10 protein-coding genes and 1 tRNA gene are annotated in these 16517 nt (G+C 38.1%); 10 read left to right on the top strand and 1 reads right to left on the bottom strand.

The features are described 5' to 3' along the window. The first annotated feature begins 59 nt into the window (after positions 1-59). The 5 genes from rseP (at position 60) to PXC01_RS00045 (ending at position 5422) form a co-directional block, all read left to right on the top strand. Complete coding sequence (gene rseP, locus PXC01_RS00065) at positions 60-1412, top strand: RIP metalloprotease RseP (protein ID WP_276470338.1); 1353 nt, start codon at positions 60-62, stop codon at positions 1410-1412. Positions 1413-1492: 80 nt separating this feature from the next. Continuing rightward, a tRNA-Asn gene (locus PXC01_RS00060) sits at positions 1493-1566 on the top strand. Between the two features lie 287 nt (positions 1567-1853). After that, on the top strand, positions 1854-2333 hold the full coding sequence (locus PXC01_RS00055; RefSeq protein WP_276470337.1) for an acetyl-CoA carboxylase biotin carboxyl carrier protein subunit: 480 nt from the start codon (positions 1854-1856) through the stop codon (positions 2331-2333). A gap of 46 nt (positions 2334-2379) precedes the next feature. After that, positions 2380-3852, top strand: coding sequence for an acetyl-CoA carboxylase biotin carboxylase subunit (gene accC, locus PXC01_RS00050; protein WP_276470336.1), 1473 nt, complete (start codon positions 2380-2382; stop codon positions 3850-3852). Between the two features lie 28 nt (positions 3853-3880). Further along, on the top strand, positions 3881-5422 hold the full coding sequence (locus PXC01_RS00045; RefSeq protein ID WP_276470335.1) for an acyl-CoA carboxylase subunit beta: 1542 nt from the start codon (positions 3881-3883) through the stop codon (positions 5420-5422). A gap of 14 nt (positions 5423-5436) precedes the next feature. Here the strand turns inward: PXC01_RS00045 and PXC01_RS00040 are convergent, their stop codons facing one another. After that, the gene (locus PXC01_RS00040; protein ID WP_276470334.1) at positions 5437-6462 is read right to left on the bottom strand and encodes a LacI family DNA-binding transcriptional regulator; all 1026 of its coding nucleotides are present in this window, start codon (positions 6460-6462) and stop codon (positions 5437-5439) included. Between the two features lie 195 nt (positions 6463-6657). On the opposite strand from PXC01_RS00040, the gene PXC01_RS00035 reads away from it, so the two are divergent. From PXC01_RS00035 to PXC01_RS00015, 5 genes are all read left to right on the top strand, one after another. Further along, on the top strand, positions 6658-9333 hold the full coding sequence (locus PXC01_RS00035) for a TonB-dependent receptor (RefSeq protein ID WP_276470333.1): 2676 nt from the start codon (positions 6658-6660) through the stop codon (positions 9331-9333). A 179-nt stretch (positions 9334-9512) separates the two neighbouring features. Then, entirely contained in the window at positions 9513-10826 is a 1314-nt protein-coding gene (locus PXC01_RS00030; RefSeq protein ID WP_276470332.1) for an amylo-alpha-1,6-glucosidase, read from the top strand. A gap of 101 nt (positions 10827-10927) precedes the next feature. Beyond that, on the top strand, positions 10928-12532 hold the full coding sequence (locus PXC01_RS00025) for a sodium:solute symporter family protein (protein ID WP_276470331.1): 1605 nt from the start codon (positions 10928-10930) through the stop codon (positions 12530-12532). A 10-nt stretch (positions 12533-12542) separates the two neighbouring features. Next, positions 12543-13667, top strand: a complete 1125-nt coding sequence (locus PXC01_RS00020; RefSeq protein ID WP_276470330.1) for a glycerate kinase — start codon at positions 12543-12545, stop codon at positions 13665-13667. A gap of 355 nt (positions 13668-14022) precedes the next feature. Then, positions 14023-16517: DUF7507 domain-containing protein (locus PXC01_RS00015; protein ID WP_276470329.1), on the top strand; the 2495-nt coding region annotated here is incomplete at its 3' end.

Here is a 16517-nt window from a genome sequence, read left to right as displayed (position 1 = left end):
TTTTTTTTAGCGGTTGTAAAAATGTACTTTTGTGCGATTTTAATTTTCACGAAATAAGGATGAGCCCCATTGTAATAAAGACAATTCAATTTTTTTTAAGCCTTTCAATATTAATAGTACTACACGAGTTAGGGCATTTTATACCGGCAAAATATTTTAAGACCAGAGTTGAGAAATTCTACTTGTTCTTTGATGTTAAGTTTTCACTTTTTAAAAAGAAGATAGGAGAGACCGAATACGGTATTGGTTGGTTGCCATTGGGCGGATATGTAAAAATATCTGGTATGATAGATGAGAGCATGGACAAAGAAGCCATGGCCGAAGAACCTAAGGAGTGGGAGTTTAGAAGCAAACCGGCTTGGCAGCGTTTAATTATTATGTTGGGCGGCGTAACCGTAAATTTCATTTTGGCCGTTGTTATTTTCATTGGTCTGGCATATGCCTATGGTGAAACATACATTGCAAATGACAGTCTAAAAGACGGAGTATGGGTTACCGATACTACCTTGGGTAATGCCCTTGGAATAGAAACGGGAGATAAGGTAATTGCTGTTGACGGTAAGAAGATCAAAGCTTTAAATGGTATTATGCCTGAAGTGGTTTATGGTGAAAAAATAACTTTAGAACGTGACGGTAATATAATTGAAAAGGATATACCTGTAAATTTTATTGAAACAATTTCTGATAATAGGGAAAATGCTAGGTTTATAAATTATAGGAATCCGTTTGTAATTAGAGAAATCCCTGAAGATTCTCAAAATAAGAATAGTGGATTTAAAGCTGGCGATGCTGTTGTAGAAATTGCCGGTACGCCCGTAGAGTATCAAGATCAAGTAATACCGGTTTTGGAAGCCAATAAAGGAAAAAGTGTTCCCGTATTAGTAATTCGAGATGGGAAGAAGGTTAACCTGAATGCAAATGTTTCTGATGAAGGAAAGTTTGGAGTGTATGCTGGGTTAAATTCATTAGAGGAATTTGAGGAAAAGGGGTATTTTAAATTTGAAACATTAAACTATACTTTTTTAGAATCTATCCCCGCCGGATGGAACAAAGGTGTTAAGACACTTACAGATTACATTAAGGGAATGAAGAAAATCTTTAACCCAGACACCGGTGCTTATAAAGAGGTTGGTGGTTTTGCTGCCATTGGCGGTATGTTCCCAGATACTTGGAACTGGCCAGCATTTTGGGGTACCACTGCGTTTATATCCATTATTCTAGCATTTATGAATATTCTGCCGATACCTGCTTTAGACGGCGGTCACGTAATGTTTTTGCTTTACGAAATGATTACAGGTAGAAAGCCAAGCGATAAGTTTTTAGAGTACGCACAGATTACCGGATTCTTTATTTTAATAGCACTTTTACTGTTCGCAAACGGTAATGATGTTTATAAAGCGATATTTAAATAAAAAAAATAATTTATTTGTTTGGCGACTTTCAAAAAACTACTATATTTGCACCCGCTTTAGGAAACTAAAACGGGTTATTTTCCTCCTTAGCTCAGTTGGTTAGAGCATCTGACTGTTAATCAGAGGGTCCTTGGTTCGAGCCCAAGAGGGGGAGCAAAAAGCGAAATCCAATCTATTTATTTAGGTTGGATTTTTTGTTTTTGGTCAATGTTTACGGTCATTTTCGCTGTTTTTCCCGACACCTCTACTATTATAAATAAAATCAATTCTTCGCTATATTACCTGATATTCGGTGTTTTATTCGGTATACCATTTTAAATTATAGGTATCCCTATTATTCAAATAATTAACGGAGCAGGTCATTTCAATACTTTAAAATTCATCCACAAACTTTTTCGATATCTTTGGTTTACTTAACTTTTGCATTTATAAGATCCAAATATGTCAAATTACCTAATTACCGTAAACAAAGAAGAATTACAATGTAGCACTAATGATGTAGATTCTTTAGATAGTATATTGGTCAATGAGAATACGCTTCATGTTTTAGATAAGAATAGCGCTTTTGACGTAGAAATAATTCATTCCAATTTTTTGAACAAGACCATCACCCTTTCCATCAACGGAAATATTTATGATGTTAAACTTGAAGATGAGTATGATCAGCAAATTAAAAAGATGGGATTGCTGGCGGTAACCACTCAAAAACTAAACGAGGTAAAAGCACCCATGCCCGGGTTAATTGTAGATGTTTTGGTAGACGTTGGGCAAGAGGTCATAGAGGGTACTCCTTTACTGGTACTATCTGCTATGAAGATGGAGAATGTTATTCTGGCTCAGGGTGAAGGTGTAATAAAATCAATTGAAGTTAAAAAAGATGATGCTGTTGAGAAAGGGCAGTTAATTATTGAAATGGAATAGACACAATCTTATAGCCACCATTGTATAAAAGGAAAATTAAGTTTTAATGAAAAAAATACTAATAGCCAACAGAGGTGAAATAGCATTACGGATAATGAAGACCGCTCAAAAAATGGGCATTAAAACCGTAGCTGTATATTCTGAAGTTGACCGTCATTCTCCACATGTGAAGTTTGCAGATGAGGCAGTTTTACTTGGTCCTGCCCCTTCATCAGAATCATATCTTGTGATGGAAAAAGTAATTAACGCAGCAAAGGATACAGGTGCAGATGGTATTCACCCTGGTTACGGATTTTTAAGTGAAAATGCGACTTTCGCACAAATGGTGGAGGACAACGGAATCACTTTTATTGGACCCAAACCTCATGCCATTAAGGTAATGGGGAATAAACTGGCGGCAAAAGAGGCGGTTCGTGATTATGATATTCCTATGGTTCCCGGTATTGAAGAAGCTATAACAGATGTGGTCTTAGCCGAAAAAGTTGCAAAAGAAATAGGATTTCCTATACTAATAAAAGCATCTGCAGGTGGTGGTGGTAAGGGAATGCGGGTAGTTGAAAACTTGAAGGATTTACCAGAGCAGATGCAAAGGGCAATAAGTGAGGCACAAGCGGCATTTGGCGACGGATCTGTTTTTATAGAAAAATATGTAGGCTCGCCCAGACATATAGAAATTCAGGTACTTGCCGATACCCATGGTACTATTGTTCATCTATTTGAACGTGAATGTAGTGTTCAGAGAAGACATCAAAAAGTAGTAGAAGAAGCTCCTTCAGCTGTACTTACTCCAGAAATAAGAAATGCAATGGGAGAAGCCGCCATAAAAGTAGCTAGAGCTTGCGATTATGTTGGTGCAGGCACGGTGGAGTTCTTGTTGGATGAAAACAAGAATTTTTATTTCTTGGAAATGAATACAAGGCTTCAAGTGGAGCATCCGGTGTCTGAGTTGATATCTGGGGTCGACTTGGTAGAGCAACAAATAAAAGTAGCTCGTGGAGAAGCGTTGGCTTTTACCCAAGAAGATTTAAAAATAAATGGTCATGCACTTGAAGTGCGGGTGTATGCAGAGGATCCTTTGGCAGATTTTATGCCCAGTATAGGAACATTAACCACCTATAAAGTACCGGTAGGTGAGGGTATTCGTGTTGATGACGGTTTTGAAGAAGGTATGGAAGTGCCTATTTATTATGATCCCATGCTTTCCAAGTTGATTACCTATGGTAAAACCAGGGAAGAAGCTATCCAATTAATGATTAGGGCTATTGAAAATTATAAAGTAGAGGGTGTTGCCACAACCTTGTCTTTTGGAAAGTTTGTCTGTGAACATGAAGCCTTTACTTCAGGGAATTTTGACACCCATTTTGTTAAAAACTACTATTCGCCAGAGCATTTAGAAATGCAATATGCCGAAGAAAGAAGAATAGCGGCCTTGGTAGCATTGAAGTTGTATAAGGAAAATGAAAAGGTTTTAAAGGTTCCGTCCAAAAATTCTTCTAATTGGCAGAAGAGTAGAGTGTAGAATTGCAAATAAGATTTGAACGAGTAGCATGAAAGATAATAAAGAGATTTTAGCGGAAAAACTGGCATTGTCCAAATTGGGTGGAGGTCAAGCACGTATTGATAAACAGCATGCCAAAGGAAAGTTAACTGCTCATGAAAGAATTCATTTTTTATTGGATGAAGGTTCATTTGAAGAAATGGGTGCCTTGGTTACCCACCGTACCAAAGACTTTGGAATGGAAAAACAAGGTTTTTATGGTGACGGAGTAGTCACTGGTTATGGTACGATCAACGGAAGGCAAGTTTGCGTCTTTGCACAGGACTTTACCGTTTTTGGTGGTGCCTTGTCTGAAACACATGCCGAAAAAATCTGTAAGATTATGGATATGGCCATGAAAATAGGTGTTCCAATGATCGGTCTTAATGATAGTGGCGGTGCCCGTATTCAAGAAGGTGTTCGTTCCTTAGGTGGTTATGCGGATATTTTTCATAAAAACGTAATGGCATCGGGAGTAATTCCTCAAATTTCGGCTATTATGGGACCTTGTGCCGGTGGTGCGGTATACTCGCCAGCCATGACCGATTTTACCTTAATGGTAGAAAACTCTAGCTACATGTTCGTTACTGGCCCTAATGTGGTAAAAACGGTAACCAATGAAGAAGTAACATCAGAAGAACTTGGTGGCGCATCGGCACATGCCACTAAATCTGGTGTAACACATTTAACGGCTGCCAATGATATTCAATGTATTGAACAAATTAAGCAGATGATTGGGTATATGCCTCAAAACTGTGAAGATAAACCCGCAGATGTTCCTTATGCACTTGGTAATGAGGTACGTGATGTATTGGAAGATATTATTCCTGAGAATGCAAATCAACCCTATGATATGCGCCATGTCATCAATGGTATTGTTGATGAGGATACTTTCTTTGAAATACATAAGGTCTATGCAGATAATATTGTTGTAGGGTTCGCTAGGTTGGCAGGCAAAAGTATTGGTATTGTTGCCAATCAACCTATTAGTTTGGCAGGGGTGTTAGACGTTGATAGCTCTAAAAAGGCTGCGCGCTTTACTCGTTTTTGCGACTGTTTTAATATTCCGCTTTTAGTATTGGTAGACGTTCCTGGGTTTTTACCGGGCACTGATCAAGAATGGAATGGTATTATCACAAACGGTGCAAAATTACTGTATGCCCTAAGTGAAGCAACGGTACCTAAGGTAACCGTAATTACTAGAAAGGCATACGGCGGTGCGTATGATGTTATGAACTCCAAACATATTGGTGCCGATCTAAATTATGCGTGGCCTGGAGCGGAAATTGCCGTTATGGGAGCCAAAGGTGCAAGTGAGATCATTTTTAGGAAGGAAATAAACGCTGCTGATGATCCAGAAGCAAAATTAGCTGAAAAGGAGGCGGAATATGCAAAGTTATTTGCCAACCCCTATAGTGCCGCCCAAAGAGGATTTATAGATGAGGTTATTCTTCCTAAAGACACCAGGAGGAAACTCATAAAAGCCTATACCCTGCTTGAAAATAAAGTGGCGGTCTTGCCAAAGAAAAAGCACGGCAATATTCCGTTATAACAAGTGTTCGTATTTTAAGCTTTTAGTGAAGAGTCCCTAACGATCAAACTGGTCTTTATCTCAACAGTTTTGGTATGTACTTCGTTGGGTTGACTTTCTATTTCCTTGATTAGAAAACGAACTGCTGTTCTGCCGATCTTGTCGCCAGGTTGGTCAACAGTGGTCAAAGCCGGACTGATGATGGTTGAGTTGATAGAGTTGCTAAAACCTACTACGGCAATTTCATCGGGTATTTTGATCTTAAATTTATGTAATGCCTTTATGGCGCCAATAGCAGCATTATCGGTGATGGCAAAAATGGCGTCTGGACGTTTTTTCATACTAATGAGAATATTGGCCAAACGTCTTCCATTGCCCAATGAAATATCTTCGGTGCTTAATATTAGCTTGTTTCGTACGGGTATTTTATATTGGTTTAAAGCGCGTAAATAACCGGCAAATCTTTTTTCTGAGTTGTATGAATTTTCGGTTTCTTTAATTATGGCAATTCGTTTTTTGCCAAGTTCTATTAGATGTTCAACAGCGTTAAAAGCAGCTTCTTCTTCATTGATAACAACTTGGGTGCAAGGTATTTTACTTGATACCTTGTCAAATAATACAATAGGTATTCTATTTAAAACCTTTAATACTTCTTCTACATCTTTTGTCTTTCTGGCCAATGACATTAGCACTCCGTCAACTCCAAATTGGGTCATGGTATTTAGCATTTCTGTCTGCTTGGTGTCGTCATTATTAGATTCAGATATAATTACTCTGTACCCCCTTAATTCGGCTTCCTCAATAATTCCTTTTATGATCGTAGAAGTAAATAGGTGTGAAATGTTGGGTACAATAACACCTAGTATATGTGTTTCTCTTGAACGGAAGCCTCTGGCAAATAAATTAGGAACGTAATTCATTTGCTTGGCTAGTTTTTTAACTTTCTCCTTGGTTGCAAGACTGATATCCGGGTGATCGTTCAGTGCCCTTGAAATTGTTGAGATAGATAAACTCAATTCTTTAGAAAGTTCTTTTAAAGTGGTATTTCTTTTTTTGCTCATGATTGGAAATGAGTAAATTATGTTGAATTTGAGAGAATAACAATATTACAAATTAAATTGCAAACGTTTTCGCAAACGTTTGCATAGGTAATTCGTTATTTTTAGGTTAATAGAATACTATATTCATATAATTTGGCTTAAAAATCAACGATTTGATAATTTAAATCGACTCAACTTAAAAAAAACTCAAACATTATGAAGAAAATTATTTTTGCGGTAATCGGACTTCTTATCAGTGTAAGCTCCTTTGCACAGACCGATATTTCTGGAACCGTTACGGACAATTTAGGAGACCCTATTCCCGGTGCAAATATTTTAATTGTAGGTAGCACTTCGGGTACAACATCAGATTTTGATGGTAATTTTTCTTTTTCAACAGACCTTACTGGTGAGCAGATATTACGTATATCGTATATCGGTTTTACTTCGGTAGATAAATCTTTGACCTTAAATGGTACTAAACAAACGGTAAATGTCGTGCTTCAAGAAGGTGGTCAGTTATTAGATGAGGTAGTTTTAACCGCATCAAGTACATTTCGTTCTCAAAAGCAGGCTCCCTTATCGATCAGTTCTGTGAAAATGAAAGAAATAACCAAGCTATCCGCTAACAGTCAGGCAGATATTCTTAGAAGTGTCCCAGGTATTACCGCTGAAGGTGGTGGTGGTGAAACGGCAAGTAATATATTCGTTAGAGGTTTGCCTTCCGGTGGTCAGTATGTTTTTAACCCACTGCAATATGACGGAATGCCTTTAATTAGTTCTTTCGGACTAAATTCTTCTGCGCATGATGTCTATGCAAGACCAGATATAGGTTTTAAAGGTGTTGAATTTGTTCGTGGTGGTGCAGCGGTATTATATGGTGCAGGTTCTGTTGCCGGTATTATAAATTACACAAGTAAAACGGGAGATACAAACCCTGGTAACATTATTAATATTGAAGTGGCCAACCAAGGTAGAATAAAAACGGACTTCTATTCCGGTGGTCAACTAGGTGGTGAAGATTCTAACACGTATTACGCTTTTACTGGTTTTGTACGTCATGATAGAGGTCCTATAGATGTTGGTCTTCCAACAAAAGGTGTTCAGTTTAGAGGTAATATTAAAAAGAAATTCGATAACGGTTCTTTTACGTTGAGCGGACAGTTTATTGACGACAAAGCTCAATTTTACCTTCCAATTCCATTAAGTGGTGGTAGTAGAGAACGTATAAACGGTAATGATGGTGACCCGGTTGAACAATTGTTATCCGGTGATTTGGCAAATACCTCGTTCAACACACCAGGCGGAACCTATAATAGTCCTATTTCGGATGGTGTTGCTACCTCAGGTGGTTACCTTATGGGTGATTTCAATTACAGATTTGAAGATGACCTTAAATTGACCTCCAAAATTAAATATGCAAATTACAAGCACAACTTTGCCCTTTATGTTGGAGGAAATGGAACAAACGGAAATCCGATAACATTAGATAATTATGTAGAAAGTATAGCTCCTGGTAATTTAGGGTATACTGCTGCTTACCAAAGTGGGTCAGGTGCTCAAATTAACGGTAACGACTTGGTAATAGATAATTTGCATGTGGATCGTTTACGTCCAATGACAGATTATTCTGGTGAGATCAACCTTACTAAGTCTATTGAAACGGCAAATGGTGGTAACCATAACATAACCGTAGGTTCTTATATAGCCCGTACTGAGACAGAAGATGTAAATTATCAATATAGAGTGTTGACAGAGTTCAATAATAACCCTCAATTGGTAAACTTAAATTATACCGATGCCAGTGGAAATAATGTAGTGTATTCTCAAGGCGGTTTATATAACCGTATTGGTCAAACTGCCAATAACTATCTTTCTCAAAATAGAGTAGCATTATATGTTACAGACGAGATGATTTTGGACAAATGGCGTTTTGATGTTGGTTTTAGATGGGAACATACAGATGGTATCAATAGCCGTGGTGGTATTATGAGCGAAACGGTATATGCTGACCCTGAACTTACAGCTGCATTAAGTGATGTGCAAACTGCAGATGGTACGTTTTTAAGAACAGAAGTAAATGCAAATGCTTGGGCGCTATCACTTGCAGGTCTTTATGAGTTAACCGAAACTACCAATCTATACGCAAACTTTTCTAAAGGATACTTTTTTCCACAACTAAGAGGTTTTGCTCCGGTTCCTGGTATTTCTGAAAGTCCGTACGATGCTGAGAACATTATTCAGTTTGAAGCTGGTGCCAAATTCGGAAACCAAAAATTCTCAGGTTCAGTTGCAGGGTATTACGTAGGTCTTAAAGATCGTATTTCCATTAGACAGGCAATTGTTGGTGGTCAATTAATAGATGAAACCAGAGCTGAGCAAAACACAAGGACTATAGGTATTGAGGCAACTTGGGATTACAGCCTTGCACAATATTTAAATCTACGTGGTAATGCTACATATCAAAACCACGAGATTACAAAAAATACCGATTTCGATTTGGTAAACGGTACGTCTACAGAAGCTAACGTTGGTAATGAATTGGCTAGACAGCCAAACTTGTTGGGTGGATTGGGACTGTATTATGACAATGCTGCTCTTGATGCCAATTTCGGTTTCAACTACACAGGTTCAAAATTCACCGATGATACCAATAATATAGAATTAGATGCCATAACAATTGGTAGGTTAGGTGCCGGTTATACATTCTCAAAAGAGGATAACAATAATTCGGTTCGTTTGGGGGTATCGGTCTTTAATTTGTTTGATAGTGACGGAATTACGGAAGGGAATCCAAGAGCAGGTTCAGCAGGTCAAACAGAATCTCAATTCTTTGTAGGTAGACCAATTCTACCTAGAAGATTATTTGTGACGGCCACCTTTAATTTCTAAAAAGAATTTGTTGTTCGTTTAAGTTTATTGATAGGCACATTGGTAGTCTAGACAATTGCCAATGTGTTTTTTTACTCGATATTTCAATAATTAATATGTTGATACTTATGTCGATAAAAGGACTAAGTTTTCAATTCAATGCCTCGTAGGTTAGTTGCTGAGGTTGTTTATTACAAAATATGAAGAAAGAAATATATAAGAAGGCTATTGCGATCTTGGATGCAAATTTTCAAGAAGGTGGATTTACAATACCTAGTGCAGGGCTGTATCCTTTTCAATGGAAGTGGGATTCAGGTTTTATAGCTATCGGTTTTGCACATTACGATGTAGAAAAGGCTAAAACCGAAATGAGAACCTTGTTTGATGCACAGTGGGAAAACGGATTTATACCACATATTGTTTTTCATACGGAGAACGATTCCTATTTCCCTGGGGCAGATTTTCATCAATCTGAATTGCATCCTTTATCATCAAAAAAATATAGATCTACTGGTATGACACAACCACCGGTTTCTGGTTTTGTGTTACAAGAAATGTATCGTATTGCAGAAGATAAGGATGATATGTTGCACTTTATCAAAGAAGAGATTGATAAGGTATTTGACAATCACGTGTATTTCTACAAAAATAGAGACCCAAAAGATGAAGGGTTGGTCTACATTTATCATAACTGGGAATCTGGTACGGACAACTCCCCAGTATGGGATGATATCTGGAAAACCATGAATCCGCCGGAGTATACATTTGTTAGAAAAGATACTACGCATGTAGATGCTTCCCAGCGCCCTACCAAAAGGGAGTATGATCATTATCTGCACCTTATCGATATTGCTAAAGAGCACAATTATGATGATGCTAAAATTGCCGAGTTATCCCCCTTTTTGGTTCAAGATCCATTGTTCAATGCAATGCTTATAAAATCTAATCAGGCGTTAATTGAATTATATGAATTGATCGGGGGTCATGAAGATAAAATTGCAACGCTATCTCAATGGCAATTAAAAAGTATTAAAATTTTCAATGATAAGTTGTTCGATGCGGCATTAGGGGCATATGTGCATTATGATTTAAGAAACGAGAAACCTATTCGTCACATTACTTCATCGTCTTTTTCACCTTTGTTCGCACATATTCCATCTGAAGAAAGAGCTCAGGTTTTAGTGAAAACAATGATGGAGAAGTTCGGTGGAGAAGATAAATACCTATGTGCATCGTTTGATCCTACTGATGATCGTTTTAATCCTAGAAAATATTGGAGAGGTCCTGTGTGGATCAATATGAACTGGATGCTTTTTCGTGGGCTAAGAAGTAACGGTTACACAGATCTAGCAGAGCGGATTAAAAAAGACAGTTTAGAACTGATTGAGCAATACGGTTTTTACGAATATTTTGACTGTAGACGAGATACCGGAGATAAAAATCAGACGGGATACGGAGGTAACAATTTTTCGTGGAGTGCAGCTTTGTATATAGACATGGTAAATACAGACTAAAATTATAAATCATGTATTATATTGATTACTTTTTAATTGCATTCTATATGTTCAGCATTGTATTGGTTGGTCTATTGATTCTAAAAACTAAAAACTAAGGTATGAACTACGTTGACTATATCATTATTGTTGTTTATTTAGCAGGGTTTTTAGGTTTGGGCTTCATGTTCAAGGAAAATAACTCTGGTGGCGATTACTTTTTGGGTGGTCGTAAAACATCATGGCTGCCATTAAGCTTATCGGCAATGGCAACCCAACTGTCTGCCATAAGTTTTATCTCGGCACCTGCTTTCGTCGGTTTAAAAGATGGTGGGGGTATGCAGTGGCTTACGTATGAATTTGGTGTACCATTGGCAATGGCATTTTTGCTTATTGCGGTATTACCAACACTGTATAAGTCAGGTATTGTTAGCGTATATGAATATTTAGAGAAAAGATTTGATTCTTCATCGCGTTTATTAATAAGTTTCGTTTTTCAAATTAGCAGGTCTGTAGCTACAGGGGTTATGGTATATACTATGGCCTTAATCTTACAGGCCACAATTGGATTGGATTTTTGGATTTCCATTTTAATTATCGGACTCATTACCATGGTCTACTCTTTTCAAGGAGGAATGAAAGCGGTTATATGGGGCGATGTCATTCAAATGAGTATCCTGTTTATAGGTATAATCATTTGTCTATATTTCGGATTTAACGAACTTGGCGGAGTAGATAATTTTCTTACCCATGTAGATACTGATAGAATTACAGCGGTAGATTTTAATAAATGGGGGTTTAACAATGCCGATGGTAATGATGAATTTGGTTTTTGGCCCATGGTCATTGGCGGATTCTTTTTGTATGCTTCTTATTACGGTACCGATCAAACCCAATCGCAACGATTGTTATCTTCAAGTAGCATGTCTAACCTTAAAAAACTGATGATGGCAAACGGATTATTGCGTTTTCCGTTTACATTGACCTATTGCATTATGGGGCTTGTGTTGGGTACATTGATGTTGCAAGATGTTAGTTTTCAAGAACAGATGGAAACCGTGTACCAAGCCAATATAACTTCATTACAGGGAAAAAAGGCAGATTTAATGGTGCCGGTCTTTATAATTAAGTATTTGCCAAATGGGGTAATCGGTATTTTGATCGTAGCCATCATGTCAGCAGCTATGTCTACCTTGAGTTCTACGGTAAACTCCTTATCTGCGGTAACTATGGAAGACTTCGTAAAAAGATTCAACCCTAATATGCCAGATAAAAAATACATGACCTATTCAAAGTTACTGTCTATTTTTTGGGGTCTGGTCTGTTTGTTTTTTGCATTTTTTGCAGGTAATATAGAAGGTACGGTCATAGAAGTCATCAATAAAATAAGTTCTGTTTTTTATGGTCCAATTTTGGCAGCTTTTATTTTGGCAATTCTTACTAAGAGAACTCATGCTCTTGGTGCCAATATAGGTATAGTATTTGGGGTATTGTTCAATGTTTACCTATGGCTATATGTGCCTCAAATCTTTTGGTTCTGGTGGAATGCACTGGGGTGTTTAGTAACCGTATTGGTAGCGCTTGGGGTTAGCTACACGGTTAAAAGAAAGGTGAACGAAGGGTTAGAGGTCGAATATTACAGCGGTAAAAAAGAAGTAGCAATTTTAGTTGCGTATTTTATTGCAATAGTTGCTTTTAGTGTTGCATTACCAAGTATTTTAAATTAATCTTATAGCAATGAAATTTGTAATAGCACCAGATAAGTTTAAAGGCTCACTAACCGGATTCGAATTTTGTGATGCCGTAGAGGAAGGACTCCTAATGGTGTTCAATGATGCCGAAATTTTGAAAAAGCCTTTAGCAGATGGCGGTGATGGTACCATGGAAGTCGCTAAACATTATATAAAAGGAGAAACGGTAACCATAACTGTAAACGATCCTCTTTTTAGACCTATAAATGCTTCTTATTTATATTCTGATGAAACAAAGATTGCCTACATAGAGATGGCGGAAGCATCAGGATTAAAATTGTTGAATGTAGATGAGTTTGACTGCATGGAAACGACAACATCTGGAACAGGCGAATTAATTTATGATGCGCTTGAAAAAGGAGCAACAGAAATTATTTTAGGTATTGGCGGCAGTGCTACCAATGACGGTGGTATGGGCATGGCAAATGCGTTGGGTTTTAGGTTTTTGGATGAAAAAGGACTGGAGTTATCCCCAATAGGAAAACATCTTTCAAAGGTGAAAACTATAGATGATTCCAACAAGCATCATAGATTAGATGGGGTAAAAGTGAAAGTCGCGTGTGATGTCACCAATCCTTTTTATGGGCTACAAGGTGCCGCCTATATTTATGGGGCACAAAAAGGTGCTTCTGAAAATGAGATTATATTTCTAAATCAGGGTTTGTGCAACTTTGCAGAAATTATCAAGAATCGCTATGAAATCGATTTACAGAAGGTAAGTGGCTCCGGTGCAGCAGGTGGTGTTGGTGGTGGCGCCCTTGTTTTTCTCAATGGCGAATTAATTTCTGGTAATAATTTGATAAAAGAATTGGCAGATTTTGATAATGCTATTGAAGGAGTAGATTGGATCATTACCGGCGAAGGTCAGTTAGACAAGCAAACGCTTTCTGGTAAGACCATAGATGGGGTAGTAAAATCTGCTAAATCTAAGAATATACCGGTTGCCGCACTCTGTGGCTCGGTAAGTATTAGCGTTGCACAACAACAAAAATTCGGGTTAAATTATGTGGCATCGATCGTAAGAGGCATTTCTACTTTAAATCAAGCTATGGAGCAGAGTAGGGACAACCTTGTAAATGCCACCTTTAATTTTGCAAGTTTAATTAAATAGGTTACAATTATTTTTACGGTTTAGCAAGGAATTAATTTTGATTATTCTTTGCTAAATACAGTCCGTTTTTTGTAAACCTGTACTTTTTTCCTCTCTTTTTTTTAGTGACGGCCCTATTTTTTTAAAACGATAATATCCATCGGTAAACAAATACATGTAATCGATTAAATTCACTTTTTAGCAGACGAATTAACTGCTTCGCTTATACTTTCCACAGGTTTAACCTAGTATACCGTTCTTTTCGGTGTATTGACAACAATTAGTTTAGTGGTCACTATGCTACTGTTACCTTTAATTAACGTAAGACTTATATCCATTAAAACTGAAAATTGTATTAATGGATTTTTTTTAGCATATGATCCAAACTAAATCAAGACATACTATTGAAAATACTATATGGAAGGGGATTTTCTGCTTTTTAGTAATCTTTCTTTTTCCTATATCATTATTTTCTCAAAACACGACCAGTTGGGTGCAAAAACCAGCATCTTCCACTTGGGAATCTATAAGTTCAGATGGACTTGTAAGAGTTGAATGTAGAATTACGGGCGGAGTCTCAATTACGGGAAATGAGATTATGGGTTGTATTTCTAACAACACTTATGGTAATCCAGATCCTGCGGTTTTTGGGGAAACTTCATTAGGTGTTTCCATCAATCCATTATTTACGGGAACAATAGCATTTCATTTTTTTGATGCGATAACCGGAGATGAGGTGTTCATTACCAACCCGTTTTTAAATGTAGATAAAGTTGGTACATATGGTCTTCTTCCTCTGGGTATTTTAACAGGAACAAATGCAGGTGTGTTTGAATCTACCAACGGCTCATGGACCAATATTGGTAATAATGGCGATATTTTTCAATTCACAAATACAGAATTTACAATAGATGCCGATGCTCTTTTGAGTTTTAATGGGGGCGAGTGTGGTGATAATTCATTTTATGGTACAGGCGGAGGAACCATGAGAATGGATGAAGCGGTAAATTCTATAGATATGGATGTTTCTGTATCGGGGTTACTTTCACTTTTTCAAGAAGATGTAGAATTTGTGATATCTAACTTAATTATTGCAGAACCTGAGATTGAAATTACCAAAACTGTAGTTAATAATTTTAGTTCTCCTGTAGAAGCAGGAGATTCAGTGGATTACACTATAACAATTGAAAATACCGGTAACGTAAAAGTTACGAATGTTGATGTAACCGATACTTTTAAAGATGCTAGTGGAAATAGTATAGGATTAAGTACCCCGCCAAATTTCTTATCTTCTACAATGGGTTCTCTAGAAGGAACTCTTTTGCCAAATGAAGTGGCGACATATACTGCTGGCCATGTATTGACTACAAATGAAATTGATGAAGGAGGAGTAATCAATCAGGTAAGTGTATTGGCAGATAGTCCATACGGTCCAGATGATACGGTTGACATTTCAGATGATGGTGATGATACAGATGGTAATTTACTTGATGATACTACAGATAGTTTTTTTCCTGTTCCTTTAGATGATGGCGCTACGGTAGAAAAGAATAATTCCATTGATATTTTAGTTACCAATAATGATGATTTTGGAGGCAACGGTCCTAATTCAGGAGCTATATTTATCGTTAGTACACCCACCAACGGTAGTATTTCGTTAAACGAAAACGGTTCACCCACCGATCCTCAAGATGATTACATTACTTATACACCAAGTACAGACTTTACAGGTCCTGATTCTTTTATTTATGGAATAACGGATGCAAGAGGTTATACACAATATGCTACAGTTAATATTACAGTATATACTTGTCCAAACGCGGGAATCGATGGAACATTGAATATTTGCGAAGGCGATGCATTCACGAATGCAGATTTGTTCGCACAGTTGACCGGTTCCCCGGATACCGGCGGAACATGGGTCGACAATGGCAATGGCACCTACACGTATACAGTAGCAGCAACATCACCTTGTACAACCGATGACGAAAGCATCGTAACGGTAACCGAGCAACCACAACCAAATGCAGGCATTGATGGCACATTGAACATTTGCCAAGGCGAAACATTTACGAATGCAGATTTGTTCGCGCAACTGACCGGTTCCCCGGATACCGGCGGAACGTGGGCGGACAATGGCGATGGTACACATACGTATACTGTAGCAGCGACTGCTCCATGTACGGTTGGTGACGAAAGTATTGTAACCGTAACCGAGCAGGCACAACCAAATGCAGGAATCGACGGAACATTGAACATTTGCCAAGGTGATACATTCACCAATGTGGACTTGTTCTCACAGTTGACAGGTTCACCCGATACCGGCGGAACATGGGTCGACAATGGCAATGGCACCTACACGTATACAGTAGCAGCAACATCACCTTGTACAACCGATGACGAAAGCATCGTAACGGTAACCGAGCAACCACAACCAAATGCAGGCATTGATGGCACATTGAACATTTGCCAAGGCGAAACATTTACGAATGCAGATTTGTTCGCGCAACTGACCGGTTCCCCGGATACCGGCGGAACGTGGGCGGACAATGGCGATGGTACACATACGTATACTGTAGCAGCGACTGCTCCATGTACGGTTGGTGACGAAAGTATTGTAACCGTAACCGAGCAGGCACAACCAAATGCAGGAATCGACGGAACATTGAACATTTGCCAAGGTGATACATTCACCAATGTGGACTTGTTCTCACAGTTGACAGGTTCACCCGATACCGGCGGAACGTGGACGGACAATGGCGATGGTACTCACACGTATACAGTTGCAGCAACTGCTCCATGTACAACCGATGATGAAAGTATCGTTACCGTTGTAGAGCAAGCACAGCCAAATGCCGGAGGCGACGGAAC

Source organism: Maribacter huludaoensis, assembly GCF_029350945.1.
Lineage (GTDB): Bacteria > Bacteroidota > Bacteroidia > Flavobacteriales > Flavobacteriaceae > Maribacter > Maribacter huludaoensis.
Note: the sequence above shows the minus strand (reverse complement) of the source record. Positions and strands in the feature narration are given on the sequence as shown.

Bases quoted from the DNA above. Each gene is read 5' to 3' on its own strand.
- PXC01_RS00030 (WP_276470332.1), top strand. From the start codon at position 9,513: ATGAAGAAAGAAATATATAAGAAGGCTATTGCGATCTTGGATGCAAAT.
- PXC01_RS00040 (WP_276470334.1), bottom strand. From the start codon at position 6,462: ATGAGCAAAAAAAGAAATACCACTTTAAAAGAACTTTCTAAAGAATTG.
- PXC01_RS00045 (WP_276470335.1), top strand. From the start codon at position 3,881: ATGAAAGATAATAAAGAGATTTTAGCGGAAAAACTGGCATTGTCCAAA.
- accC (WP_276470336.1), top strand. From the start codon at position 2,380: ATGAAAAAAATACTAATAGCCAACAGAGGTGAAATAGCATTACGGATA.
- PXC01_RS00025 (WP_276470331.1), top strand. From the start codon at position 10,928: ATGAACTACGTTGACTATATCATTATTGTTGTTTATTTAGCAGGGTTT.
- PXC01_RS00035 (WP_276470333.1), top strand. From the start codon at position 6,658: ATGAAGAAAATTATTTTTGCGGTAATCGGACTTCTTATCAGTGTAAGC.
- PXC01_RS00020 (WP_276470330.1), top strand. From the start codon at position 12,543: ATGAAATTTGTAATAGCACCAGATAAGTTTAAAGGCTCACTAACCGGA.
- rseP (WP_276470338.1), top strand. From the start codon at position 60: ATGAGCCCCATTGTAATAAAGACAATTCAATTTTTTTTAAGCCTTTCA.
- PXC01_RS00055 (WP_276470337.1), top strand. From the start codon at position 1,854: ATGTCAAATTACCTAATTACCGTAAACAAAGAAGAATTACAATGTAGC.